Origin of the sequence: Fictibacillus sp. 23RED33 (assembly GCF_015903925.1) — a bacterium.
GTDB lineage: Bacteria > Bacillota > Bacilli > Bacillales > Fictibacillaceae > Fictibacillus > Fictibacillus phosphorivorans.
Map to the genome: position 1 here is coordinate 345,187 of NZ_JACZDX010000003.1, position 24,077 is coordinate 369,263.

Consider the following 24,077-nt stretch of genomic DNA (forward strand, 5'->3'; position numbering starts at 1 on the left):
AAAATGGCTCCACAGGTAGGACTCGAACCTACGACCGATCGGTTAACAGCCGATAGCTCTACCACTGAGCTACTGTGGAATAACGTCTTAACGTTTGTTAAGGACAAGAACTACTATAGCACGATGTTTCATTTAAAGTCAATAACATTTTTAAAATTCATCTAAACGAACACTTGTGCTTTTTCAGAACAAAAATAATATAGCATGGTGGTACATAATTAGCAAGAGCGTATTATAAGACTTGGAAATAAAAATAACCAATCATAATGGCTTGCGTAAGCACTTTTATAAGTGTGGTACCGACAAAGGCAAGAACAGTCCCTATCCCTATTGATACAGCGGCTTTAAGTCCTTTCTTTTGAAAAAGAAGCTCTGCTAATACTGCGCCTATAAATGGCCCGATCAAGATCCCTGCGACCGGTATAACAAATGGTCCTGCGATCAAACCGATCGTACTTCCCCATAGAGCTGCCTTTGACCCGCCTTTTTTCTTCACTGCGTATGCATTTCCTACATAGTCAATGACAAATAAACTGATAAACAATAACACTTGAACAATGATGAAGAATGGTGTGAAAGGTTCGAACGAAAACGCAAATCCATAGATGATAAAGCCTGCCGCAAGAAATAATACACCCGGTAAGATGGGATAGATTAACGCTACAAAGCTAATGGCAAAAGCTAGACCGATGATGATCCAATATAAAATATCCATATGTACTTCTCCTTTATATTCTAAAAACACTAACTAAAAAACCAAGAGGCTAAAAAGCCTCTTGGTTTCATTTTACTTCTCTAATACTGCTTCTGCAATGTTAACAGCATGGTCGCCTATTCTTTCAAGGTTGCTGATGATATCAACGAAGACGATACCAGCATTTCCATCACACTGGCCTTCATTCATACGCATGATGTGTTGCTTACGAAGTGTACGCTCCATCTTATCGATTTTGTCTTCTAAGCTTAAGACTTCCTTAGCAAGTTCAACATTACCTTCTTCAAGTGCCTTAACCGCTTTATCAACAGTAGAAACTGTTAACGTAAACATTTCATCAAGGTCCTTTTTGGCCGTATCTGTTAAACGTACATTGTTTCGTAATTGATAGTCCACAAGCTCAATAATATTCTCCATATGATCTCCGATACGCTCTATATCACGAGAAGTATCTAATAGCATCGAGTGTTCGTTCGATTCTTGTGGAGTTAATGGATGAGCAGACAATTTGACCAAGTATGCCGTGATTTGGCGATCTAAGTTGTTAATCGCTTCTTCATATTGCAAGGCAAGGTCTGCATTCTTCTTATCTTTTTCGTTCAAATATGTGATCGCTTCTTTTAATCCGTTCTGTGAATAGTTAGCCATTCGAATGATCTCTTGTTTCGCTTGTCTAATCGCTAATGATGGCGCTGTTTCTAAGACGATTTCATCGAGATGTTTTGCTTTGTATTCAATGAGAACATCTTCGCCTTTAATTAACTTTGTAACGATGTAAGCTAATGCTCCAATAAACCAGAATTGGATAAGAACATTCGTCACATTAAATGTTCCATGCGCAAAGGCTATCTGCATAGCAGGTTCTAAATCTAACTTTGTTGATAGAAATTCAATATAGTGTCTGAATGGAACAAGTAAGATTAAGAAGATTAATGTTCCAAGTAAGTTAAAGATAACATGTGTCAGAGCAGCACGTCTTGCTGCAACAGTCGTACCGATCGCCGCAAGTATAGCTGTGATCGTTGTTCCGACATTATCACCGAACAACACAGGCAGTGCAGCTTTAAGATCAATCATATCTTGAGAGTAAAGTTCTTGTAAAATCCCGATTGTTGCACTTGATGATTGTACGATTACCGTAAATAACGTCCCAATTACTACACCAAGGATCGGATTATCACTCATAGAAACAGTTAAATCTTGAAATGATTGAAGACTGCGTAGTGGCTTCATACCATCTCCCATTAGTTCAAGACCTAGGAATAGTGCTCCAAAACCGAATGTGATCTGTCCAAAATAATTGTATTTAGGATTCTTAAAGAAGAATATTAAGATCGAACCAACTGCAATGATTGGCAGTGCGTACTCTCCTACATCGATACCGATGATAAATGATGTAATCGTAGTACCGATATTGGCACCCATGATGACACCAATAGCCTGGCGTAATGTTAAGAAACCAGCATTCACTAGTCCTACAGTAAGAACAGTCGTACCCGAACTACTTTGAATTAATACTGTTACGAATATCCCCGCTAAAACTCCCATAAAAGGATTTGTTGTTAATTTATCAAGTATTTCTCGTAATCGGTCTCCTGCAGAGTTTTGAAGGCCATCTCCCATGTACTTAATACCAAATAAGAAGATCCCCAGTCCTCCGATAAATTGAAATAACATTTCTTGATAATTCAATGTTTACAGCTCCTTATTAACTATCTTTTATCAACCTACGCCATTATCTCTATTTGTATTGTTTGTGTAAATAAAAATAGAGCATTTGTAACATTACCTTTACAATTGATGCATATTGTCGAAAGTTCTTGGTTCATGTAAACTAATTATGCTAACAATTAAAGGAGCTTCTCACATGAAATTACATATTCGCTTTGTTAAAAGTTTGTGGTCATTAAAATCTATCGCAAACTTCCGTTTCTTAGGGGTCGGCAGTACCATCATGTATGTTTTATTGTTGACACTGTTATGTATGATACCTGTTTTCAGCTTATTTTTAGTGAGTCTTATGTCTAAAAATAATCCTTTGAACAATTTTGAGAGTTATGGTTTGAATCCTGATCAAATGCAGAATTTCGCATCAACATTGGATGGCGTTTTCCCAATCATTGTAGCTGTCATATATATAGTGATGTATGTTCTCTTTTCAGGAATCTTATTTTCTGGCGCTTCTATACTAGCTGCTTTCGTTCTTCCTGTTGCAAAGCTCCTCAAGAGAAGACAGTCATACAGACATCTTTGGGTACTATCTTGTTACTCCATCACCATTCCATCGGTATTACTAACGGTCCTTTTCTTTGTAAACGTACATATCCCCTATTCATTTTTGTGGTTTTGGGTGTTAGCTTTTCTCATTTGTGTTCTCTCTATAACTAAGATTCCAAGAAAAAAATAAAAAAGCGGCTTTCGGCCGCTTTTTTTTAAGTTCTATTTAAAAAGTGATCTGATCGCATCAATGATAGCCATAAAGAAATCAATTATCTTTTGGAAGAAAGACTGCGTTTCCTCATCTTTTAAGAAATCCCCAAGATTATTACTGATGTCCTTTAAGCCATTTTGAACTTGATCCCAATCTATATTTAGATCTTTCATCTTATTGAACAACGCAAGCAACCCGTTTAGTTCTTCTTGTGTCAGTTCAATCCCCATGTCTTTCGCGACTTTTTCAATCAAAGCACGCAGATCTTCTTCTGATTGTACCGGATTTTTGGCAATTTCTTCTTTGACACGTGTCATCAGCTCAGTGGCTTCTTTCGTTCCAATTCTCTCACCAAGTTCTGCAGTCTTTACCATCTCTTCATTCGCAACTTGTTTTTGAGCTTCTGGAATCTCAATCTGCGCTGTAGACTCGTACGCTTTTATGATACCTGTTAAAGCAGCTGTTCCTGAAACTTTAAATGGTGCTGTTACATAGATCTCCGCATCTGTCACACCTGCAGTGGTTAAAGCGTTCATATACATTTCTTCTGTTACCCAATTGATATTATTTGTCTTGACCGACAACCCTTGGTCTTTATCACCAATTGTAATCTTTGTCGACGAGATCGCTTTTGATCCGATTTGCGCTTTTGAAATATAGTTACCTAAGTATTGATGCTCTTCTTCGTTTGTAACAACCACAGATTCTACATCAGCAGGAACGTCCATTTCTTTTAAAAGTTCGTTTTTTTGTTCTTCTGTTAAGTTCTCACCTAACGTAACGATAATGTCGCCAGGTACAGCATCAGCATACATTGTTAATGGAGCAATAAATAGCGCTGCAGTCATTATAGATAGCAGTGCAAGGATTTTCGCTTTTTTCATTACTTTCACCTCTCCAATCGGTACAACTACAAAGATACGCAGAAATTAAATTTTTCTGTCCTTCCGCCTTTCCATTTTACACCATGCTCAAGAAAGAAGTCACTTTAAACTTGTCATAAAGAAAATGGACAAGCATATAGTAACATATGCGAAAGGAGAGGGATTTTTATGAAACGATTCATAAGGGTTTGTGTAATCATGCTTGTTTTATATGTGGTAGCTTATGATTTAAAAATCGGGACACTCCCTCAGTCTAGTCCTGCCAACGCAGAAATACATACAGAAAAGAAACAAGATAAGAACAAACAAACTTTCAAAACGTATGAAGTAACACCTGGAGATACGTTAATTTCTGTTGTAGAGAAACTTAATTCTAATAAAAATTATTCCATTGTATCCATGATCAAAGATTTCAAATCATTAAACCCTGGAGTCAATCCAGAGAGTATACAATTAGGTAAATCCTACAAATTCCCTTTATATTCTAAGTGAGTGAGATAACATTACTTGTCAAAACAAAATGTTCCCTGCTAAAATGAACTGATGATAGGACAGAATAATACTGTCAATTTGAAAAAAGGAGCGATTCACCGATGAGTGAAATCACCCACCGTTCTAAAACAAGACCTGTAAAAGTAGGAAACTTAACAATAGGTGGTACTGATCAGGTTATTGTACAAAGTATGACAACAACAAAGACACATGATGTTGAGGCTACAGTAGCTGAAATTTTACGTTTGGAAGAAGCGGGCTGCCAAGTGGTACGTGTTGCATGTCCTGATATGCGAGCGGCAGAAGCAATCGCAGACATAAAGAAGAGAATTAATATTCCACTAGTTGTAGACATTCATTTTGATTATAAGCTTGCGCTGAAAGCCATCGAAGGTGGAGCAGACAAGATTAGAATCAATCCTGGTAATATCGGTCGTCGCGAAAAGGTTGAAGCTGTAGTAAAAGCTGCAAAAGCTAAAGGAATTCCGATTCGAATCGGCGTTAACGCGGGCTCACTTGAGAAGAAATATCTTGAGAAGTACGGTTATCCTACTGCCGATGGTATGGTCGAGAGTGCTCTGCACCACATTAAAATACTAGAAGATCTTGATTTTCATGATATTATCGTTTCCATGAAAGCATCTGATGTTAACCTGGCTATCGAAGCTTATGAAAAAGCTGCAAAAGCCTTTGATTATCCTTTACACCTTGGGATCACAGAATCAGGTACACTTTTTGCGGGTACTGTAAAAAGTGCTGCAGGACTAGGTGCGATCCTTCATAAAGGAATTGGTAACACAGTTCGTATCTCGCTAAGCGCAGACCCTGTTGAAGAAGTTAAGGTTGCACGCGAACTATTGAAATCTTTCGGCCTGCTTTCCGATGCTGCCACATTGATTTCTTGTCCGACTTGCGGCCGTATCGAGATCGATCTTATCTCAATCGCTAACGAAGTTGAGGAATATATCTCGAACGTACGTGCACCGATCAAAGTTGCTGTACTCGGTTGTGCTGTAAACGGACCTGGAGAGGCTCGTGAAGCGGATATCGGAATTGCTGGAGCTCGTGGTGAAGGATTGTTATTCCGCCACGGAGAAATCATAAGGAAGATTCCAGAAGATCAGTTATTAGATGAACTTAAGAAAGAAGTCGACATTTTAGCAAAAGCACATGAAGAGAAGTTAAAAGCTGAAGCTGCAGCTCAGCAAGTATAAATTTTAAAAAGCTCCCATCTTTGGGAGCTTTTTTCTATTGCTATAATCGATCTTTGCTTTTTCAAAATACTGTTTTCGTATACATTGGTGTTTCCTGAAAGTAGTTGATTTCCGCTCTAGGTTGCACGCTTTCCATGGGGAGAAAGGTGAGCCTCCTGTCTAGTTGCAGTGACTAGCCCGTCGAGGTCAAAAGTTAAACGGTCTTTGAAGAGCAAAGTACCCCTTCTAAGTCTATTTACCTTTTGCTTGTCGTGGCTAAACGATTCACTTAAAAGTGTAACGAACGAATGTGGCTCACCGCCTGCCCCGCGGAAAGCGAGCATCTGAAACGGAAATCAATTACTTCTTCAAGCTACAAAGCCTACTCAAACTTTTTTAAAACGCCTTATTCCATAAAAAAGAAGAAGCGGTTAGCTTCTCCTTTGCTCCTTTTTCCTTTAAAAGAATGGTGCAAAAAACAACGAAATGATAATTGATACGACTCCTATTCCAATCGCCCAATTACCAAGCGAATGTGCACCTTGTCTTCTGGCAATGAATCCGACTATAATACCCGCTGCCCCAAACAACACAGGAAGTATGAACAAAGATAAAACAGATAGGATGATTGCGATGATTCCAGTCGCTTTACCTCCAGCTCTTTCCCGTGAATCTTCGTGCTCATGTCTGTGATCGTCTCGATCTGAATAACGAGGTCTCTCGTTCTCAGGTAACGTCATATCACTTCTTACAGGAACCGGTACAGCCTCTGCAGCCATCTCTTCACGAAATGCTGCTTCGTTATTAATAGTACGTTCATCTCTTTCGTATGCCATGATGATTCCCCCTCTTATCGTGTTAAGGAGCGTTCTTATTATGGCTTTAAAGTAACATTTTCATAGATGTTAGTTTATGGGCATTGAAAAAGAGGCCCGCTTTTGGCCTCTTTGTTTAATGTTTTGCTTTAAACGTATGACAACATGTTTCAGCTGTATCGTGAGCAGCATCTTTATGAGCTGCATCACCATGGAGGCTACCGTCTGCACTCATGTCAATAGACATATTTGCATGCTTGTCGATCTCAACAAGAATGGCATCTGCTACACAATTGTTGCCTTCCCCCCAATACGTACAATTCGATACATTACATTTTACTTCAGGCATAAAAAAACCTCCTTTCACCTTAGCTTGGCTAAATAAAAGGAGATACATACTTGAATACATATAAAAAGTTTAATTTTTGCATGTTTCACAATAACCATAGATCTCAAACTTATGACCCGTGACATCAAAACCGTTCAATTCACTGTCTAACACTTCCATCGGGCACGTATGAATAGATTTCGTACTTCCACATGTAAGGCAGATTAAGTGATGATGATGTTCATTATGTGAACACGTAAACCGAAACTTCTTCTCACCTTCCCACTCTGTTTCTTCAAGTAATTCTAATTCGACGAAGGTGGTTAAATTTCGATAGATCGTATCAAAGCTAAGCCCAGGGTACTTGTCCTTAAGTGCTTCTTGGACTTCCTTAGCTGTAAGATATCTCTTTTCACGAGCAAATAATGAAAGAAGATCTTTTCTTTTTTCCGTATACTTATAACCTTTCTTCTTTAAAAGCTCCATTGCTTGTTCAATCGTCATCGCAAATTTCACAAGTGACCCACCTTTCTGGAACCTGTAAATTTTTTATAAAAAATACTTAAGCACAAAATGACAACCAAGCATAAAACAATCGTTCCGCCTGATGCAAGGTCTAGGTAGTATGACAGAAACATGCCAGAGATTACTGATATCTCACCAAAAAGAACGGAGAGCCAAATCGCCTGTTTAAATCCTTTTGCGATCCGTATGCTTGCAGCAACGGGTAATGTCATAAGTGCTGATACTAATAGAATGCCTACGATCTTCATAGATGCAGCAATGACTAAAGCTGTTATCGCCATAAAAGCAACCAAGATCCAATTGCTTCGAATTCCAGATAGCTTTCCTTGCTCTTCATCGAAAGATAAGACAAATAATTCTTTGTACATAAAAAACACGAACAAAAGAACAACAACAAGAATAGCAAAAACCGTCCAAACATCTGATCGCTTAACTGCAATAATACTGCCGAAGAGGTAGTTGAACAGATCTGTGTTAAAACCATCTGCCATTGAGATAAAGATGACACTCAGACCGATTCCAGCTGACATGATAATAGGTATAGCAAGCTCCTCATAATGCTTGTACACTTTTCTAAGTTGTTCAATAAATATGGCTCCACCTACCGAGAAAGCCATCCCCATGTAGATGGGATTAGCGGCAGCAAAAAAGGAAGACCATTTTCCTAACAGCAAATTGGCAGCAATACCCGCTAAGGTGATGTGGGACAAAGCATCTGCGATTAACGCTTGCCGTCTTACCACAATAAAAACCCCTAATACAGGAGCAAGCAAACCAACCATAATTCCTGTTAAGAAGGCATTTTGTAAAAATTCATATTTTAAGAACGGTAACATGTGTTCCTCCCCTTACTCGTGACCATGATCATGGTGAAGCACATGAACATGATGACCATAAAAAGCAGACATATTTTCAGAAGAGCTTTCCTCAAACTCTTTTGTATTTCCATGAAAATGAATCTGTTTATTCAAACAAGCTACATCCGTAACATAATTCGTCATGACACCAACATCATGAGTTACTAAAACTAGAGTCATGTTATTCTCACGGTGCAGTTCTTTCAGCATCTTATAAAAAGAATCTGATGATTCAGTGTCGACTCCAACGGTAGGCTCATCTAATATCAATAGTTCAGGGTCACTGACTAAAGCTCGCGCGATAAAGATACGCTGTTGCTGTCCTCCAGATAACTCACCTATGTTCTGGTGGGCATACTGATCCATGTTCACTGATCTTAACGCTTCCCACACCTTGTTCTTATCTGAAGCTTTTAAGAATCTAAACAATCCTACTTTACCGAAAAGCCCCATCGATACAACTTCAAACGCTGTTGCCGGAAAAGCTGTATTGAAGCTATTCGCTTTTTGTGAAACATACCCTACTTTGTCCCAGTCATTAAACTTATTTACTTTTTCCCCAAATAGATAAACGTTTCCTTCTTGAGGCTTCTGAAGACCTAATATACATTTGATTAGTGTAGATTTACCTGAACCATTCGGACCTACTAGTCCAAGAAAAGATCCTTTTTTTATCTCCATCGTTACATGTTGGAGAACATTTTTATCGCCATAATGAAACGATAGATCATCTACACGAATGGCTATCGATTCTATATTGTTATTCATGAGTAACCTCCGTGAGAAATTGAAAAATAAGTAGTAATGAGTACGATTTAAACTGTCTCATAGTATACACGAATTATGTACAAAGTAAAACAACATGCTCTGTGAGCATGCTTATACACGTTTTATTCCATACTTTTTATGAGGTTCCTAACACTGTGCAATAAATCTTTTGGTCTGATGATTTGATCTGCTTCTTTTAGATACTTTTCATCAAGAGTCGTTTCAATAGCTAAGCAATATGCTCCTGCCCCTTTGGCAGATTGTATACCAAGTGGTGCGTTTTCGATAACTAGCCACTCTGATGGCTTGAAGGAATATCGCTCCATAGCTAATAGATAAGGTTCAGGAGATGGTTTCCCTTCTTTTACATCATCTCCAGTAACAATTATATCAAAAGTCACAGGAAGTTTACTTAACACTTCAAAAACAAATTCTTTTCTACTCCCTGTAACGACAGCAATAGGAATCTGCTCCTTACTTAAGGCTTTAAGCGTAGATACAGTTTCTTCTATAAAATCATATTGAGCATGTTTCTTAAAGTAATCTCTTTTTTGTACATATATATCTTCAATCATCTCTTTGTTAACATCGACATTAGAAAGTTCAAAAACATCTTTAATGGTATTTTTTCCTGGCATTCCTTCTCTTAAGTAAAAGACCAACTCTTCATGATCATAGCCATTTTCATTGAATGCATGACGCCACGCTTCAACATGGTGACGCATCGTGTCTACAATCACACCATCCATATCAAAACAGACTGCTTTTATATTCATACCTTTTTCCACCTTTATTGCAAACTTCACTCTATGTATTATAAAGCATTGTTTAATAAAAACAAAAAGAAGCTGAATCATTTTCAGCTTCTTCATAATGTTTTATTTTAATCCCTCAATAATGGTTTCTGTATTCCATTCCATCATTTTTTTGTAAGTGTCTCCATCTTTACCAGGCTTACCTAGAGAATCGGTAAACACTTTTCCTTTAATAGGAATTCCTGTTTCTTTTGATACAGTTTCCATACTTCTTGCATCAACACTTGTTTCAACGAACAGAGCTGGAACGTTTCTTTCTTTTAGAAAATCGACCAAGCTCTTAATCTGCTGTGGTGAACCTTGATTTTCAGAATTAATCTCCCAAACATAAGCCGTTTCCATATTGTAGGCTTCTCCAAAATATTTGAATGCACCTTCACTCGTAGTAAGTACACGTTTCTCTTTAGGAATCTTGTTTAATTCTGAAATGGTTTTGTCATGAAGAGCTTTTAGTTCACCAATATATTTTTCAGCGTTACTTTGATAGTACTCTTTGTTTTCTGGATCTTCTTTCATCAATGCATCTCGAATGTTTTCAACATACTTGATTCCATTCTCAATATTCATCCATGCATGTGGATCATATTGTTTTTCAAGACCTTTAGATTCCAGATGAATCGCATCTACCCCTTCACTAACACGGTAAACTGGTGCATCTTTGCCATCTTTATCAGCTGTTTTCATTAGTTTGTCAAACCAAGAATTTCCTTCTTCGAGATTAAGCCCATTATAGAATACTGCATCTGCATCCGTTGTTTTTAAAACATCTTCTGGAAGCGGATCATACTCATGTGGATTCGAACCAATAGGTGCTAAGCTATGAACTTCTACCTTGTCTCCTCCTACATTCTTAACTAAGTCATAGATGATAGAATAAGTAGCTACGACTTTTACCTTTTCTGAATCATTTTCACCAGCACTGCATCCTGTTGCAGCCGCTAATAATGCCCCTGCTAAAAAGAGCTTTGTCATTCTTTTAAACATGCAATCATCCTCCCTATTTCTCCAACAGCTCTAGTCTGTTTTTTCTAGATTTGTGCGCTTTCCAAACGATTCCTTGTGATGGGGAAAAGAAGAACGCGAGTGCAAACAGAAAAGCTGAAACTAAAACGATCGTTGCGCCTGATGCCAGGTTATACGTAAAGCTGAAATATAAGCCAAACACCGAAGAAATAACACCTATTAATGCAGACAGATAAATCATCACAGATAATCGATTGGTTAAGAGATAAGCCGTCGCTGCTGGTGTAATCAGCATCGCAACTACTAAAACAATCCCTACCGTTTGCAAAGATGCAACCGTGACCATTGTTAATACTGCCATTAAACAATAATGAATCCATTTGTTTGGCAATCCATAGCTTTGTGCCATTGTTGGATCAAATGTTGAAACAAGGAGCTCTTTGTAAAACAAGACGACAAGACCGATTACTAGTACCCCAATTCCAAGAGTGATCCACATGTCACTCATTCGAACAGCAAGAACGTTACCGAAAAGAATGTGATACAGATCGGCAGAGCTTTTCATCATCGTAATAATCACGATTCCTACAGCAAACATACTCGTAAACATGATCCCTATAGCCATATCATGTTTGATTCTGCTATTCTGGCTCACATATCCGATTCCGATCGCAGTAAGAACCCCCGTTATAACCGCACCGAAGAAAAAGTTGATTCCTAGCATGTAACTGATCGCAACACCAGGCAACACGGCATGCGAGATTGCATCCCCCATTAAGGCCATGCCTCTTAAAATAATGAAGCATCCAACAATCCCACAAATAATACCTACAACTACTGAGGTAAATAACGCTTTTTGTAAAAATTCATATTGAAATAACGCTTGAAAGAATTCAAAAATACTCATGATGTCACATTCACTCCTTTAGGCTGAAGAAATGAGAACTGATTGGCGTAAGCTTTTGTGATCACCTCTGGCCGAAGAACTTCTTCAGATGCTCCAAATTGAATCATATTTTTATTCAAAAGCAGTAAGTGATCGAAATAGGACTCAGCTTTACTCAAATCATGATGTACGACCAAAATGGTTTTTCCCTCTTTTTTTAGATCTCTCAGAATATGAATAATCGTTTCTTCACTCGCAACATCTATTCCAACGAATGGTTCATCAAGAAAGAACAACTCTGCTTTTTGAGCCAGCGCCCTTGCAAGGAATACCCTTTGTTGCTGTCCACCTGATAGTTCACCGATCTGCCGATTACTGAACGTTTCCATACCTACAATCTTCAAACATTCATAAGCCCACTCTCTATCACTTTTTGAAGGACGCTTGAATAATCCTAGTTTTGGATACGTTCCAAGCAGGACTACGTCAAATACTGTGATCGGAAAATCCCAATCGATATCTGAACGCTGTGGAACATATGCGATTTTTTTTCTCCATTTTTTAAGCGACTCTCCAAATATAGAAACATCACCTTTATCTTTTGGTATTAAGTTTAAAGCGGCTTTCATCATAGTTGATTTACCAGCACCGTTCGGTCCGATGATTCCCACTAAACTCCCTTGTTTCACTGAGAATGATATATCCTTAACTACTTGGTTTCCTAAGTATGAGACATATAAATGATTGATTTGTAATGCCTGTATCATGGAAAAAGACCTCCTTTTTCGTCGAGTAACTTTTTTTGCCCAAGCGCAACTTTAAATTAAAAAATAATCCCTTCACAATTGTATGAAACAAAAAGAAGGAAAGTGAATATTTTTAGAAGAAGTAAATGTTTCCTTTAGGCAACTTTTTTACTTAAGTCAAATTATATAGTGTGGACACAAGATTGTAAACGATTTTCTCTAGCCATATTTCTACATTTGCTATATAATCAATTCTGGCAGGAAACTGCTGGGTGGGAGAGGGATGTTTTTTAAGATTTAAGGAAGGAACAAATGGAACAAAATCAAGTTTCACTAAAGAAAGAAGTGCTTGCAGGGATCACCTCATTTTTCACTATCGCTTATATTATTGTCGTTAATCCACTAATATTAGCAGATGCTGGGATGCCATATGAGGGGGTAGTTCTCGCTACGATCCTAACTTCTGTAGTTGGATGTCTGATCATGGGGCTGTATGCAAAGGCTCCGATCGTATTAACGCCGGGCATGGGGGTAAACGCGTTCTTCACGTATACCATCGTGCAAGGTATGAATTTAAGTTGGCAAGAAGCTCTTGCTGCTGTCGTGATGTCTGGGATATTCTTTTTAATCGCAGCTTCGACACCTTTAAAGGATATACTTTCAAAAAGTATACCTCAATCATTGAAACATAGCATCACAGTAGGAATCGGGTTATTCTTAACGTTTATTGGATTACAAAAAGGCGGAATCATCGAAGCGAGCTCCGCAACTTTTGTAAAGTTAGGACATTTAGATCGTCCTGATGCTATCCTAACGGTAATTGGTCTTTCGGTCACACTGGCATTGTTTCTAAAAAACGTTAAAGGAAGTTTTTTAATCGGGATTGCTTTAACTACTCTTATTGGATTCTTTATGGGTCATACACAAGAAGTTAAAGGCATGTCTGAAGGATTTTCCTTTAAGCCGTTTGGTGAATTGTTATTCGCATTTGATTTTTCAGGGATAACAGAGCTTTCCTTTTGGATAGCAACGTTCTCATTAACCATGATCATCACATTCGAGAATATGGGATTGTTGTATGGCCTGTTACCTGATCAAGAAAAGTTTCCAAAAGCTTTCCAAGCGAATGCTGCTTCATCTATCGTTTCCGGCTTATTTGGAACTAGTCCAACAATCTCAACGGTAGAGAGTGCATCTGGAATTCAAGAAGGCGGAAGAACAGGAATCACAAGTATTACAGTTGCTGTGTTGTTCTTTTTTTCCATGTTTGCAGCACCTTTCATCGCCTATATTCCTGATGGGGCTATCGCTCCTATTTTAATTATCATTGGCGGTTTGATGGTTCAGCAGATTCAGCATATTCCTTTTGCTGACTTTACAGAGATGTTTCCATCATTTCTTATTATTGCGCTGATACCTTTAACGTACAGCATCGTGGATGGTCTTGCATTTGGATTCATCGCATACCCGCTTGTTAAATGGATGTCAGGACAGAAGAAACAGGTTACAGCACCGATGTATGTAATCGCCTTTTTATTCTTTATGAATTTTATTCTTCATACAATTGTATAAAAATATAAACAAAAAGACTTTGGACAATGTTCCGAAGTCTTTTTTTAGCACTTTCTCCCCTTCTCCCTCATACAATGAGAAAGTCGGGAGGGGGTTTCTAAATGAATCCAATCATTGTTCATTTTGTAAATCAGAAACTTAATTCGATCAGTCCGAACGAACTGATCTCACTAGCCGCGCAATATCAGCTTCCCATTTCACAAAAAGAAGCCGTACAGATCGTAAACATATTGCGAAGGCAGACGATTGATATCAAAAATCTATCACAGCGAAAGATGATCATAGCTACCATCGCAAAAGAAGTTAGCCCTGAAAAAGCGAACTATATCCAATACTTAATTCAAACGTATATTGATAGGTAAACAAAAAAAGCCGCACAGATGTGTGGCTTTTTTTGTTTATTCTTAGGTGTATTTGGCTAGAGCTCATGCGTTTAACAGTTTGTTCTGAAGTTCTGGATCAAACGTTTTTGCTTTGATCATCTCGATCTCTAATTTATATGGAGGTCTTTTGTTGTTTTTATCTGTACCTACATAAGGTGTTTCAAGAATCTTCGGGATATCCTTAAATTGTTCATGATGAACGATGTAATTTAAGGCATCGAAGCCAATATGTCCAAAGCCAATGTTTTCATGTCTGTCTTTAGCAGCTCCAGTTACATTTTTGCTGTCATTAATGTGGAAAACTTTAATCCGATCCATTCCGATTACTTTATCGAACTGGTTCAATACTCCATCAAAATCATTAACGATATCATAACCTGCATCATGTGTATGGCATGTATCAAAACAAACAGAAAGTTTTTCGTTAAGCGTTACACCATCAATAATCTGTGCAAGTTCTTCGAATGTCTTGCCGCACTCAGATCCTTTACCGGCCATTGTTTCTAGAGCAATTTGAACATTTTGCTCTTTCGTCAATACTTCGTTAAGGCCTTCGATGATTTTCTTGATTCCAATCTCTGAACCTTCTCCAACATGTGCTCCTGGATGAAGTACGATCTGTTTTGCACCAAGTGCGTCAGTTCGTTCGATCTCTCTTCTTAAGAAATCAACTCCCAGCTCAAATGTTTCAGGTTTCACAGCATTTCCGATGTTGATGATATACGGTGCATGAACAACAATATCAGCGATGCCGTTCTCGATCATGTGTTTCGTTCCTGCTTCGATATTAAGGTCTTCAATTTTTTTTCGTCTCGTGTTTTGGGGTGCACCCGTATAGATCATAAATGTATTGGCACCATATGAAACAGCTTCTTCACTCGCAGCGAGAAGCATTTTTTTACCGCTCATTGAAACGTGAGATCCTAGTTTAATCATATTTTCCCCTCTTCCCTAACCTACTATCTGATGTTTCTTCTTTTCTTCTTCATAAGTTTCTTTTTCTGTTCGTCCATTTTCTTCTTATAACCTGGCTTTACTTTTCGTGGTTTTGGTACATAAACGCCATCTTGCTCTTTTGCACCTGTACTTTTCTTACTCGGTTTCACAGGTACCCACTCACCGTTCTTGTATTGCTCAATATGGAAAACAATCTTTTTCTCTTTTAACTTTTGAACAGAATGCTGATCGGTCTGCTCGTAAAGAGATGCGCAGATTCCAGACATTCCAGCACGACCCGTTCTTCCTGCTCTATGCACGTAAAAATCTAGATCTTTAGGAAACTCATAGTTGATGATGTGGCTGACACCTTTAATGTCAATACCTCGAGCTGCAAGATCCGTTGCTACTAAGAACTGAAACTCAGCTTTCTGAACGCGTTTCATGATGTTCTTTCTTGTACGAGGCGGAATGTCGCCATGAAGACGTTCAACGCTCATTCCTTCGGCACTCATAGCATCTGCGATCTCATCGACTGCTTTTTTTGTGTTTGCAAATATAATCGCAAAATACGGATTATAATTTCTTGCTGTTTTGATCAGTGTAGGAAGTTTGTCGTTGTGTTTTGTTTGAATAAGAACGTGCTTGATATCTTTTGCAGTAATATGCTGAGGTTCAACGTGAACGTGTTTAGGATTCTGCATATATTTTTTCAAGAATGGCTGCAGCTTTTCTGGTACTGTGGCAGAGAACACCATCATCTGAAGTTCGTTAGCCATACGAGAAGCGATCAAATCTACATCTTCAATAAAGCCCATATCGAGCATCTGATCAGCTTCATCCACTACGAGCATGTTAGCCGTATATACGACTAATTCTTGTGCGTTTACCAAATCTTTTATACGACCTGGAGTTCCGATCACTAATTGAGGAACTGTTTTAAGCTTCTCAGCCATACGTTTTCTATCCGTTCCACCAACAATTGCTTTTGCGCGGATCTGTTTATCCTCAGGCATATGCTCAGAAATCTTCAGAAACTCATTATAAATTTGCTGTGCTAATTCACGAGTAGGAGCTGTGATTACTGCTTGTACTTCGTCTTTTGTGATGTCTATTCTATGCATCAATGGGAGCAGGAACGCAAATGTCTTTCCTGAACCTGTCTGTGATTGTCCGATCATGTCTTGTCCGTTGATAATTCCAGGAATTACACGCTCTTGAATATCAGTTGGTCTTTCAAATCCAATACTGCTTAAAGCAGTCTGGAGCGATTCGTTTATTTTTAACCGTTCAAACGGAGATTTCATACGCTCACCTTTTCTTTTCAAATATAAATTCTTCACTTTTAGTATTATAGAGTAAGTTTTGCATTTAAGCCAACCATCCTTAAGATTAATAAGAAAACAGGGATAAATATCACACATGTTTTTCTATTTTCATATTCTATATATGAGCGTATTATTTTGGAAAGGAGGGGGAATTATGCAGCCTTTTTATAGATATCCAAATCAACCTCAGCATCCTATGCAACCCTTTCAAGTAAATCCTTATCTTCAAAACATGAATGGGATGAATGGTATGCCGCGTCAGGTGGGTTCTGTCGACAGGTTCTTGGGGACGATTGGCAGCGGTGGAAGTATAACAGGTGGAACAAGTGTGTTTACGATGTTAAACAACGTGCAAAAGGTCTTAAAAGTCGCTGAGACGATGGGACCTATGATCAAACAATATGGTCCTGCAATGAGAAATCTGCCTTCCATCATGACAGCTCTTAAAGATTTCCAAAGCGGTTCGAGCTCAAAGGCAGAGAAAGATACTGAGGCAGATACCTCCGAAAAACCGGAAAACACAGAACAAACGACAGAAACGAATGAAAAAAGCGAAGCTAAGAAAAATGTTGTGAAGAAAAATGAAAAGAAAGAAAAAAGAAAACCAGAAACTGAAGAAAAGGTGGTTGTAGCTGGACCTAAGTCTACAAGTACATCCACACCGACCGAGACACCAACTGTTATTAAGAAAACGCCAAATGCTACAAAAACTATTCCAACAGCTCCAAAAACAAACGTACCTAAAGGCTACCACTTATCGGGGCCGAAACTATATGTATGAGTATAGTGTTTGAGTTCTTATGGTCTCTCCTTTATAATAAAAACATACAGAAGTAAATCTCCCAAGACAGCATAGATCTCTGTGCTGTCTTTTATATGGATAAAGGAGAGATCGAATATGGAAATCGTTAAAATATCTCCACGAGGATATTGTTATGGTGTTGTGGACGCGATGGTCATGGCACGCCAAGCAGCTAATGATCCGACACTGCCTAGACCCATCTATATACTTGGTATGATTGTTCACAATAAACATGTGACAGATGCCTTTGAAGATGAAGGGATCATTACCCTCGACGGAGCGAACAGACTTGATATTATTAGAAACATTGAATCGGGCACCGTCATTTATACGGCTCATGGAGTTTCTCCAGAAGTGAGACGAATTGCGCATGAAAAGGGCTTGTATGAAATCGATGCTACATGTCCTGATGTTACAAAAACGCATGACCTCATTCGTGAAAAAGAAAAAGAAGGATATGAGATCATCTATATCGGTAAGAAAGGTCACCCTGAACCAGAAGGAGCGATAGGAATTGCACCTCATATCGTACATCTTGTAGAAAATACGGATGATCTAGATTCACTTAACGTGAACAGCGAAAAGATACTCATTACAAATCAAACGACGATGAGTCAATGGGATGTAGCCGAACTCATCAAAAGATTGCTTATGAGATATCCTTCTGCAGAGGTTCATAAAGAGATCTGTTTAGCCACTCAGGTCAGACAAGAAGCTGTTGCGAACCAAGCAGGTGATTGTGATCTTGTTCTTGTAGTTGGTGACCCTAGAAGTAATAACTCAAATCGTTTGGCACAAGTTTCAGAAGAAATTGCAGGAACAAAAGCATACCGAATTTCTGATGTATCTGAAATTGAGTTGAGTTGGTTAGAGGGTGTCAAAAAAGTAGGAATCACATCTGGTGCTTCTACACCAACACCTATAACGAAAGAAGTTATCGATTTCCTAAAAAACTATGATGACCAAAATGAAGAGACATGGAAAAAAGAGCGTAAGGTAACACTTAATCGCATACTTCCAAAAGTTAAAGAGAAAAAGTCATAAAAAAGAAAAGTCGGGTATATCCCGGCTTTTCTTTTTTTTTTGTAAGTGTATGAGTCTAGTCTACATAAAGGTAAAAGGATCTGTGATGATGTTTGATTCTACAACTTCAGTCTCATATTTGTTGGCATCTATTTTTTGTTCAAGTAATTCCTTGAGCTTCCTCTTCATGATCTGTTCGATATGATGTCCTGCGTCTACGATTGTAAGGCCTTCTTCTTGTGCATCATGTGCATTATGGTAATAGATATCTCCTGTTACTAATACATCTGCACCTTTATGAAGAGCGGGATAAATATATTTGTTTCCATCTCCTCCGACTACGGCTACTTTTCTTATCATAGATTTTTTTCCTTTAATAACACGAAGACTCGAAATTCCAAATGCATTTTTTACATGATCAACAAATTCTTGAAGGTTCATCTCTTCAGGAAGCTTTCCGATCTTTCCAATTCCAAGTTCTTCACCTTTGTTTAGTAGCGGATAGAGATCAAACGCTACCTCTTCATAAGGATGCGCTTTTCTCATCGCCGATACAACGGCTTTTTGAAGAGATTGTGGCATGATGGATTCGATCTTCACTTCTTCAACTTTTTCTAATCGCCCTTCTTTACCTATAAAGGGTGACGTTCCTTCTAGTGGAGTAAACGTGCCAGTTCCATCACTAGAAAACGAACAATGGCTGTAATTTCCGATATGACCAGCTCCAGCATTGCCAATGGCAAGTCTTACTTGTTCTTCATGTGTACGAGGTACAAACACAGATAACTTTACGAGTTGATCTTCATAGGTTGTAGATAACACCTCTGTGCTCATTAATTGCAATTGATCAGCCAACCATTCATTCACACCTAGCCTAGTAACATCTAAGTTCGTATGTGCTGCGTAAACCGTTATATCGTTCTTGATTAATTTTTCGATTACTTTTCCTTTTGACGTGCTGGTATCGATCTTTTTCAATGGACGGTAAAGCAATGGATGGTGAGCAATAATGAGATCTACTTTACCTTCAATCGCTTCATCTACTACACTTTCTAAAACATCAAGTGCGATCATCACTTTTTTTATAGGCTTGTTTAATGAACCAACTTGCAATCCGATAGGATCACCTTCTACAGCCATCTTTTTAGGTGCGAACCCTTCTAATAGAGAAATGATGTATTGCCCACTTGCACATTTACTCAAGAAATCCACTCCTCTGCGTGTTTAATGTTTCTTCTTAGTTCTTCTCTTTTTTCTTCTGCTGTTACTCCTGAACTATTTTCCATCTGAGTCAATATCGCATTCCATTGTTTGACTTCCCCAGCCCACTTTTCTTTAAACGCTTCGTTCTGATGTTTTAATAAAAATGGTCCGAATAATAATTCCGCTTCTTTATGTTCTGTATAAGGTTGTTCACCAGAACGTTCAGCTACAAGGATTTCGTAAATCTTACCATCTTCTTTTAAGATTTCTTCAGCGATTAATACCCAATCCTCTTTTAATAGCCACTTTCTCACTGTTTTTGATCCAATATTAGGTTGAAGAATAAGACGTTTTGCACACCCAAACTTATTCTTCCCTTTTTCAAGTATAGATGTGATTAAAGACCCGCCCATGCCACAGATTGTGATAACTTCTGCTTCGTCTGGGTTCAGTACTGAAAGTCCATCACCTTTTCTTACTTCGATCACATCGGTCAGGTTATCTAGAACCACCTGTTCTTTCGCTGATAAATAAGGACCGTCAGTAATCTCACCTGCAATTCCTTTTTTTATCACTTTTTTCAGTCCTAAATAACAAGGAAGATAAGCGTGGTCAGAACCGATATCTGCTAATATTGTGTTTTCAGGTACGTATGAAGCTACTCGCTCTAGTCGATTTGATAATTTTTCTGAATTCATTTTCATCACCGTTTCAATTAGTTTGTTCCTTTTAGTATTCTCAAACTTTTATTATTTTTTGTAAAGACGGCCTGGTTGACCAAAAAGCATATATAAAAATACTATCGTCTTGTTCATAATTTACTTCTGGATGCACAAAGAAAAAAGCTTCCTGTTATTAATAACAAGAAGCTCTTCTTATTTTATTTTTTTTCTGCTAACCAATCAACTAATATTTTTGCTTCTTCACCTTTAACTAGCCCTGCTGGCATTCCAGATCCTTTACCGTTCTTCACGATATCTGCAATTTCTTCAGGCTTGTACTTGCCACCAATCTTTTCCAGTGCAGGACCAACATTACCTTCTAAGTTCTGTCCATGACAAGAAGAACAGTTCTGCTTATAGATTGCTTCTGGATCCATAGCAGCCTTTTCTTTATCTTGACTAGCCGTATGAATTTTGTTGATACCATATCCGCCCATTGTAAGCATAAGAACAATTCCAATAACTCCAATAATGGCAAAAGGAATGAGTGGATTACGTTTCATGCAAATTCCTCCTTCATCTGTACACTACAAGTGTTGTGATCTTAATAAACTTAAATATGTATAGTAAACAATCCATAACCTATTGTACTGTAAAAGCGTTTACTTGGGAAGTACAAACTCTATTTTTCCCAGTTTTGTCACAGCATTAACTTTTTAAACTTTTTTGCCTAACTTTTGTAGATTCAGTCATTTACTTCAGGTGAGAAGGCACAAAAAAACAAAAAAGCCACACTACTGGTGGCTATTCATGCATAACTGAAAGTGCCTCAATCGCTTGTTCTCGAAGCTTAAATTTTTGTACTTTTCCAGAAGCCGTCATCGGATATTGATCAAGAAAGAGATAATATTCTGGAATCTTAAAGTGAGAAATCTTTCCTTTACAATAACTCTTCAATTCATCTTTAGAAAGTGTATGACCTTCTTTTAACTGGATGCATGCTGCTACTTTTTCTCCAAATTTTTTATCAGGAACACCAATCACTTGTACATCTAAAATGGAAGGATGAGAATAGAGAAACTCTTCGACTTCTCTCGGATATACGTTCTCACCGCCACGTATGATCATATCTTTTAGGCGGCCTGTAATCCTAAAGTAACCTTCTTTATCAACAGTCGCGAGATCTCCCGTATGAAGCCATCCATCTCTATCAATCGCTTCGTCCGTTGCTTCAGGCATCTTATAATAGCCTTTCATAACATGGTAACCTCTTGTACAAAGTTCGCCTTGTTCACCATGGTTCACTTCTTGATTTGTTATCGGATCGACCACTTTTGCTTCTACTTGAGAATGCTTCTTTCCAACCGTTTCTACTCTGCGCTCTATCGGATCGTCTGTTCTCGTTTGCGTAATAACAGGGGATGACTCTGTTTGGCCGTAGGCAATCGTAATCTCGGACATTCCCATCTTCTCGATTACTTTCTTCATGACTTCAATCGGACAAGGTGATCCCGCCATGATTCCTGTGCGAAGTGTGCCTAAATCATAAGAATCAAAATCAGGAAGGTTCAGTTCTGCGATGAACATTGTAGGGACTCCATGCAACCCTGTACACTTTTCGTTTTGAACCGTCTCTAAAACTTCCTGAGGATCAAATTGCACGATCGGTACCATCGTAGCTCCGACTGAAACTGCTGCAAGGGTACCTAATACACAGCCGAAGCAATGAAAGAACGGTACAGGTATGCACAATCGATCTGCATTCGTTAAGTTCATGCTATCCGCGATCTGCCTAGCGTTATTTACAATATTGTAATGAGTCAGCATGACCCCTTTCGGAAATCCTGTCGTTCCTGACGTGTACTGCATATTGATGACGTCATCACAGTGAAGAGAAGCTTCTCTTATTTCAAGCTCTTCATCTGATATAACCTTTCCTGCTTCCAACATATCTAAAAAAGTCTCATAAGAAGATGATTCCGCATCTAGTTGAATAAAATGTTTTAATACAGGAAATTCAGATGATCGGTCTCTCACAGAGTCCACCATATCTTTGTAAGATGTAGTACGGAATTGTTCGATAAAGAATAAAGCTTTTGCATCAGACTGCTTCAACAAGTAATCTAATTCAGAAGATTGATAATTCGTGTTGACCGTGACAAGAACAGCACCAGCACGTGCAGAACCGAACTGAAGCAGCAGCCACTCAGGTACATTGGTAGCCCAAACTGCTATATGATCTCCTTTTTCAATCCCCATAGCCATCAAGCCTTTGGCAACTTTAGTCGTTAATTCATAAAATTCTTGATAGGTGTAGCGAATTCCTAGTTTGCTGTAAACCATAGCTTCTTGATCCTTAAGTTCCAACGCTTGTTTTCTTAAACAATCCCCTACAGTTACTTTCATTAGTTCAGCCATAATTCACCCCATCGCTTGATCTCTTAATGAATGTTAGCAGCCAATTTCCCTTGCAATAACAATACGTTGGATTTCTGATGTACCTTCTCCAATCTCAAGAAGTTTAGCGTCTCTGAAATAACGTTCCACATGATAATCTCTCATGTAGCCGTTACCACCATGAATTTGAACAGATTCAGAACAAATCTGCATACATGCTTCTGATGCATATAATTTTGCCATCGAAGCTTCTTTTGAGAACTTCTTACCCTGGTCTTTGAGCCATGCCGCTTTGTATACCATTAATCTGGCAAGTTCGATCTTCATGGCCATATCTGCTAGCTTGAATTGAATAGCTTGGAACTTTGAAATCGATCTTCCAAATTGTTTGCGCTCTTTCGAATACGTTAGAGCCCTCTCGTAGGCCGCCTGTGCAATTCCAACAGCCATTGCCCCTATGCCTATTCTTCCTCCATCCAATGTCACCAGGAACTGTTTAAAGCCGTCTCCGCGCTTTCCTAAAAGATTTTCTTCAGGTACTCTTACATCTTCCATAAAAAGTTCTGTAGTATTAGAAGAGTGAAGACCCATCTTCTCGTAATTATCGATAACACGGAATCCTTTAGCATCTGTAGGTACGATAATAGCTGATATTTCTTTATCGTTACCATTTCTATCTGTAATAGCGGTTAATGCTAAGTGCTTAGCATAACTCGCATTTGTGATATAGCATTTTGAGCCATTAATCACCCATTCACCATTTTCCGTTTTCGCAGTTGTTTCTGTGCCACCTGCATCTGAACCCGCATTTGGTTCTGTTAATCCGAATGCTCCAAGAGAGTCCCCTGTGCAGATTGGCGTTAGATACTTTTCTTTTTGTTCGTGAGTACCAAATAGATTTAATGGAGCTCCACCTAAAGAAACATGTGCAGAATATGTAATTCCAGTAGACCCACAAGCGCGGCTCAGCTCTTCTACAGCAATCGCAAAACTTATCGTATCAGCTCCGCCCCCACCGTATTCTTCGGGAAAAGGCAGACCCATCATTCCTAATTTAGAAAGTTTTTGAAAAATCTCTACCGGGAATTCTTTATTTTTATCTCTTGCTTCAGCACCCGGTGCTACCACTTCATCTGCAAATTCTCTCATCATTTTTTGAATCATCAACTGCTCTTCTGTTAATGTAAAATTCATGGTTGCATCCCACCCTTTAATAAATTTACGCCTCAAATTTGTATGCGCTTACATGTTTATTATAGATATAAAGGCTGAATTTTTACAAGATTTAAAGAATTTTTAATTTAATATTAAGGAGAATAACCAAGCAACAAAAAGAATTTCGTAGAAAACAGT

26 protein-coding genes and 1 tRNA gene are annotated in these 24,077 nt (G+C 38.4%); 7 read left to right on the forward strand and 20 right to left on the reverse strand.

Annotated elements, in window-relative coordinates; genetic code table 11:
- Positions 1-4 precede the first annotated feature (4 nt).
- From IHV09_RS13635 to IHV09_RS13645, 3 genes are all read right to left on the reverse strand, one after another.
- Positions 5-79, reverse strand: a tRNA-Asn gene (locus IHV09_RS13635).
- A gap of 153 nt (positions 80-232) precedes the next feature.
- Positions 233-715 carry a DUF456 domain-containing protein gene (locus tag IHV09_RS13640; protein WP_197133122.1) on the reverse strand — a complete coding sequence of 161 codons (483 nt, stop codon included), beginning with the start codon at positions 713-715 and terminating at the stop codon, positions 233-235.
- A 72-nt stretch (positions 716-787) separates the two neighbouring features.
- Positions 788-2,392: a Na/Pi cotransporter family protein gene (locus tag IHV09_RS13645; protein WP_197133413.1), complete on the reverse strand. Its 1,605-nt coding sequence runs from the start codon at positions 2,390-2,392 to the stop codon at positions 788-790.
- A 190-nt stretch (positions 2,393-2,582) separates the two neighbouring features.
- Between IHV09_RS13645 and IHV09_RS13650 the strand changes: the two genes are divergently transcribed.
- The gene (locus IHV09_RS13650; protein WP_197264706.1) at positions 2,583-3,122 is read left to right on the forward strand and encodes a DUF1189 family protein; all 540 of its coding nucleotides are present in this window, start codon (positions 2,583-2,585) and stop codon (positions 3,120-3,122) included.
- A gap of 32 nt (positions 3,123-3,154) precedes the next feature.
- Here IHV09_RS13650 and IHV09_RS13655 read toward each other — a convergent pair whose 3' ends face one another.
- On the reverse strand, positions 3,155-4,030 hold the full coding sequence (locus IHV09_RS13655; RefSeq protein WP_197133126.1) for a DUF1002 domain-containing protein: 876 nt from the start codon (positions 4,028-4,030) through the stop codon (positions 3,155-3,157).
- 168 nt (positions 4,031-4,198) lie between these two features.
- Between IHV09_RS13655 and IHV09_RS13660 the strand changes: the two genes are divergently transcribed.
- A complete protein-coding gene (locus IHV09_RS13660; protein WP_197133128.1) occupies positions 4,199-4,522 on the forward strand; it encodes a LysM peptidoglycan-binding domain-containing protein in 324 nt (107 codons plus the stop codon).
- A gap of 101 nt (positions 4,523-4,623) precedes the next feature.
- The gene (gene ispG / locus IHV09_RS13665) at positions 4,624-5,736 is read left to right on the forward strand and encodes a flavodoxin-dependent (E)-4-hydroxy-3-methylbut-2-enyl-diphosphate synthase (RefSeq protein WP_197133130.1); all 1,113 of its coding nucleotides are present in this window, start codon (positions 4,624-4,626) and stop codon (positions 5,734-5,736) included.
- Between the two features lie 437 nt (positions 5,737-6,173).
- On the opposite strand, the gene IHV09_RS13670 is transcribed toward ispG, so the two are convergent.
- From IHV09_RS13670 to IHV09_RS13710, 9 genes are all read right to left on the reverse strand, one after another.
- The gene (locus IHV09_RS13670) at positions 6,174-6,551 is read right to left on the reverse strand and encodes a DUF4190 domain-containing protein (RefSeq protein ID WP_197133132.1); all 378 of its coding nucleotides are present in this window, start codon (positions 6,549-6,551) and stop codon (positions 6,174-6,176) included.
- Positions 6,552-6,666: 115 nt separating this feature from the next.
- The gene (locus tag IHV09_RS13675) at positions 6,667-6,879 is read right to left on the reverse strand and encodes a DUF1540 domain-containing protein (protein ID WP_144699038.1); all 213 of its coding nucleotides are present in this window, start codon (positions 6,877-6,879) and stop codon (positions 6,667-6,669) included.
- A gap of 69 nt (positions 6,880-6,948) precedes the next feature.
- The gene (locus tag IHV09_RS13680) at positions 6,949-7,362 is read right to left on the reverse strand and encodes a Fur family transcriptional regulator (protein ID WP_197194915.1); all 414 of its coding nucleotides are present in this window, start codon (positions 7,360-7,362) and stop codon (positions 6,949-6,951) included.
- An 8-nt stretch (positions 7,363-7,370) separates the two neighbouring features.
- Positions 7,371-8,219 (reverse strand): metal ABC transporter permease, encoded by an 849-nt coding sequence (locus IHV09_RS13685; protein WP_197133135.1) that lies wholly within the window; start codon positions 8,217-8,219, stop codon positions 7,371-7,373.
- A gap of 12 nt (positions 8,220-8,231) precedes the next feature.
- Positions 8,232-9,008, reverse strand: a complete 777-nt coding sequence (locus IHV09_RS13690; protein ID WP_197133138.1) for a metal ABC transporter ATP-binding protein — start codon at positions 9,006-9,008, stop codon at positions 8,232-8,234.
- 122 nt (positions 9,009-9,130) lie between these two features.
- A complete protein-coding gene (locus IHV09_RS13695) occupies positions 9,131-9,784 on the reverse strand; it encodes an HAD family hydrolase (protein ID WP_197264707.1) in 654 nt (217 codons plus the stop codon).
- A 102-nt stretch (positions 9,785-9,886) separates the two neighbouring features.
- Entirely contained in the window at positions 9,887-10,807 is a 921-nt protein-coding gene (locus tag IHV09_RS13700; RefSeq protein ID WP_305069431.1) for a metal ABC transporter substrate-binding protein, read from the reverse strand.
- A 13-nt stretch (positions 10,808-10,820) separates the two neighbouring features.
- On the reverse strand, positions 10,821-11,693 hold the full coding sequence (locus IHV09_RS13705; RefSeq protein WP_144699028.1) for a metal ABC transporter permease: 873 nt from the start codon (positions 11,691-11,693) through the stop codon (positions 10,821-10,823).
- Positions 11,690-12,439 (reverse strand): metal ABC transporter ATP-binding protein, encoded by a 750-nt coding sequence (locus IHV09_RS13710; RefSeq protein ID WP_197264708.1) that lies wholly within the window; start codon positions 12,437-12,439, stop codon positions 11,690-11,692. The genes IHV09_RS13705 and IHV09_RS13710 overlap by 4 nt, the downstream gene beginning before the upstream one ends.
- Before the next feature lie 291 nt (positions 12,440-12,730).
- On the opposite strand from IHV09_RS13710, the gene IHV09_RS13715 reads away from it, so the two are divergent.
- Positions 12,731-13,990, forward strand: a complete 1,260-nt coding sequence (locus IHV09_RS13715) for an NCS2 family permease (RefSeq protein ID WP_197133148.1) — start codon at positions 12,731-12,733, stop codon at positions 13,988-13,990.
- A 101-nt stretch (positions 13,991-14,091) separates the two neighbouring features.
- Positions 14,092-14,352, forward strand: a complete 261-nt coding sequence (locus IHV09_RS13720) for a DUF2624 domain-containing protein (protein ID WP_066396234.1) — start codon at positions 14,092-14,094, stop codon at positions 14,350-14,352.
- Between the two features lie 63 nt (positions 14,353-14,415).
- On the opposite strand, the gene IHV09_RS13725 is transcribed toward IHV09_RS13720, so the two are convergent.
- Together IHV09_RS13725 and IHV09_RS13730 are read right to left on the reverse strand one after the other, a co-directional pair.
- Positions 14,416-15,309: a deoxyribonuclease IV gene (locus IHV09_RS13725; protein ID WP_197191459.1), complete on the reverse strand. Its 894-nt coding sequence runs from the start codon at positions 15,307-15,309 to the stop codon at positions 14,416-14,418.
- Positions 15,310-15,332: 23 nt separating this feature from the next.
- Complete coding sequence (locus IHV09_RS13730) at positions 15,333-16,616, reverse strand: DEAD/DEAH box helicase (protein ID WP_197133153.1); 1,284 nt, start codon at positions 16,614-16,616, stop codon at positions 15,333-15,335.
- A 175-nt stretch (positions 16,617-16,791) separates the two neighbouring features.
- Here IHV09_RS13730 and vrrA point away from each other — a divergent pair, with 175 nt between their 5' ends.
- Positions 16,792-17,418 (forward strand): VrrA/YqfQ family protein, encoded by a 627-nt coding sequence (gene vrrA / locus IHV09_RS13735; RefSeq protein ID WP_197133156.1) that lies wholly within the window; start codon positions 16,792-16,794, stop codon positions 17,416-17,418.
- Between the two features lie 117 nt (positions 17,419-17,535).
- Positions 17,536-18,483: a 4-hydroxy-3-methylbut-2-enyl diphosphate reductase gene (locus IHV09_RS13740; protein WP_197133158.1), complete on the forward strand. Its 948-nt coding sequence runs from the start codon at positions 17,536-17,538 to the stop codon at positions 18,481-18,483.
- Between the two features lie 60 nt (positions 18,484-18,543).
- Here the strand turns inward: IHV09_RS13740 and IHV09_RS13745 are convergent, their stop codons facing one another.
- The 5 genes from IHV09_RS13745 to IHV09_RS13765 all read right to left on the reverse strand — a co-directional run bounded on the left by IHV09_RS13745 (position 18,544) and on the right by IHV09_RS13765 (position 23,918).
- A complete protein-coding gene (locus IHV09_RS13745) occupies positions 18,544-19,665 on the reverse strand; it encodes a Nif3-like dinuclear metal center hexameric protein (protein ID WP_197264709.1) in 1,122 nt (373 codons plus the stop codon).
- Positions 19,662-20,363 (reverse strand): tRNA (adenine(22)-N(1))-methyltransferase, encoded by a 702-nt coding sequence (locus IHV09_RS13750; RefSeq protein ID WP_197193821.1) that lies wholly within the window; start codon positions 20,361-20,363, stop codon positions 19,662-19,664. The genes IHV09_RS13745 and IHV09_RS13750 overlap by 4 nt, the downstream gene beginning before the upstream one ends.
- Before the next feature lie 182 nt (positions 20,364-20,545).
- Positions 20,546-20,890 (reverse strand): cytochrome c550, encoded by a 345-nt coding sequence (cccA, locus tag IHV09_RS13755; protein ID WP_066237583.1) that lies wholly within the window; start codon positions 20,888-20,890, stop codon positions 20,546-20,548.
- A 241-nt stretch (positions 20,891-21,131) separates the two neighbouring features.
- Positions 21,132-22,745: an AMP-binding protein gene (locus IHV09_RS13760; protein WP_197264710.1), complete on the reverse strand. Its 1,614-nt coding sequence runs from the start codon at positions 22,743-22,745 to the stop codon at positions 21,132-21,134.
- Positions 22,746-22,778: 33 nt separating this feature from the next.
- On the reverse strand, positions 22,779-23,918 hold the full coding sequence (locus IHV09_RS13765) for an acyl-CoA dehydrogenase family protein (protein WP_197193819.1): 1,140 nt from the start codon (positions 23,916-23,918) through the stop codon (positions 22,779-22,781).
- Positions 23,919-24,077 lie beyond the last annotated feature (159 nt).

Coding starts and splice junctions, on each gene's coding strand:
- IHV09_RS13655 (WP_197133126.1), bottom strand. CDS start 4,030: ATGAAAAAAGCGAAAATCCTTGCACTGCTATCTATAATGACTGCAGCG.
- IHV09_RS13650 (WP_197264706.1), top strand. CDS start 2,583: ATGAAATTACATATTCGCTTTGTTAAAAGTTTGTGGTCATTAAAATCT.
- IHV09_RS13640 (WP_197133122.1), bottom strand. CDS start 715: ATGGATATTTTATATTGGATCATCATCGGTCTAGCTTTTGCCATTAGC.
- IHV09_RS13695 (WP_197264707.1), bottom strand. CDS start 9,784: ATGAATATAAAAGCAGTCTGTTTTGATATGGATGGTGTGATTGTAGAC.
- IHV09_RS13645 (WP_197133413.1), bottom strand. CDS start 2,392: ATGTTATTTCAATTTATCGGAGGACTGGGGATCTTCTTATTTGGTATT.
- IHV09_RS13705 (WP_144699028.1), bottom strand. CDS start 11,693: ATGAGTATTTTTGAATTCTTTCAAGCGTTATTTCAATATGAATTTTTA.
- IHV09_RS13680 (WP_197194915.1), bottom strand. CDS start 7,362: ATGACGATTGAACAAGCAATGGAGCTTTTAAAGAAGAAAGGTTATAAG.
- IHV09_RS13690 (WP_197133138.1), bottom strand. CDS start 9,008: ATGAATAACAATATAGAATCGATAGCCATTCGTGTAGATGATCTATCG.
- vrrA (WP_197133156.1), top strand. CDS start 16,792: ATGCAGCCTTTTTATAGATATCCAAATCAACCTCAGCATCCTATGCAA.
- IHV09_RS13750 (WP_197193821.1), bottom strand. CDS start 20,363: ATGAATTCAGAAAAATTATCAAATCGACTAGAGCGAGTAGCTTCATAC.
- IHV09_RS13740 (WP_197133158.1), top strand. CDS start 17,536: ATGGAAATCGTTAAAATATCTCCACGAGGATATTGTTATGGTGTTGTG.
- ispG (WP_197133130.1), top strand. CDS start 4,624: ATGAGTGAAATCACCCACCGTTCTAAAACAAGACCTGTAAAAGTAGGA.
- IHV09_RS13715 (WP_197133148.1), top strand. CDS start 12,731: ATGGAACAAAATCAAGTTTCACTAAAGAAAGAAGTGCTTGCAGGGATC.
- IHV09_RS13685 (WP_197133135.1), bottom strand. CDS start 8,219: ATGTTACCGTTCTTAAAATATGAATTTTTACAAAATGCCTTCTTAACA.
- IHV09_RS13670 (WP_197133132.1), bottom strand. CDS start 6,551: ATGGCATACGAAAGAGATGAACGTACTATTAATAACGAAGCAGCATTT.
- IHV09_RS13675 (WP_144699038.1), bottom strand. CDS start 6,879: ATGCCTGAAGTAAAATGTAATGTATCGAATTGTACGTATTGGGGGGAA.
- IHV09_RS13730 (WP_197133153.1), bottom strand. CDS start 16,616: ATGAAATCTCCGTTTGAACGGTTAAAAATAAACGAATCGCTCCAGACT.
- cccA (WP_066237583.1), bottom strand. CDS start 20,890: ATGAAACGTAATCCACTCATTCCTTTTGCCATTATTGGAGTTATTGGA.
- IHV09_RS13660 (WP_197133128.1), top strand. CDS start 4,199: ATGAAACGATTCATAAGGGTTTGTGTAATCATGCTTGTTTTATATGTG.
- IHV09_RS13765 (WP_197193819.1), bottom strand. CDS start 23,918: ATGAATTTTACATTAACAGAAGAGCAGTTGATGATTCAAAAAATGATG.
- IHV09_RS13720 (WP_066396234.1), top strand. CDS start 14,092: ATGAATCCAATCATTGTTCATTTTGTAAATCAGAAACTTAATTCGATC.
- IHV09_RS13760 (WP_197264710.1), bottom strand. CDS start 22,745: ATGGCTGAACTAATGAAAGTAACTGTAGGGGATTGTTTAAGAAAACAA.
- IHV09_RS13725 (WP_197191459.1), bottom strand. CDS start 15,309: ATGATTAAACTAGGATCTCACGTTTCAATGAGCGGTAAAAAAATGCTT.
- IHV09_RS13700 (WP_305069431.1), bottom strand. CDS start 10,807: ATGTTTAAAAGAATGACAAAGCTCTTTTTAGCAGGGGCATTATTAGCG.
- IHV09_RS13710 (WP_197264708.1), bottom strand. CDS start 12,439: ATGATACAGGCATTACAAATCAATCATTTATATGTCTCATACTTAGGA.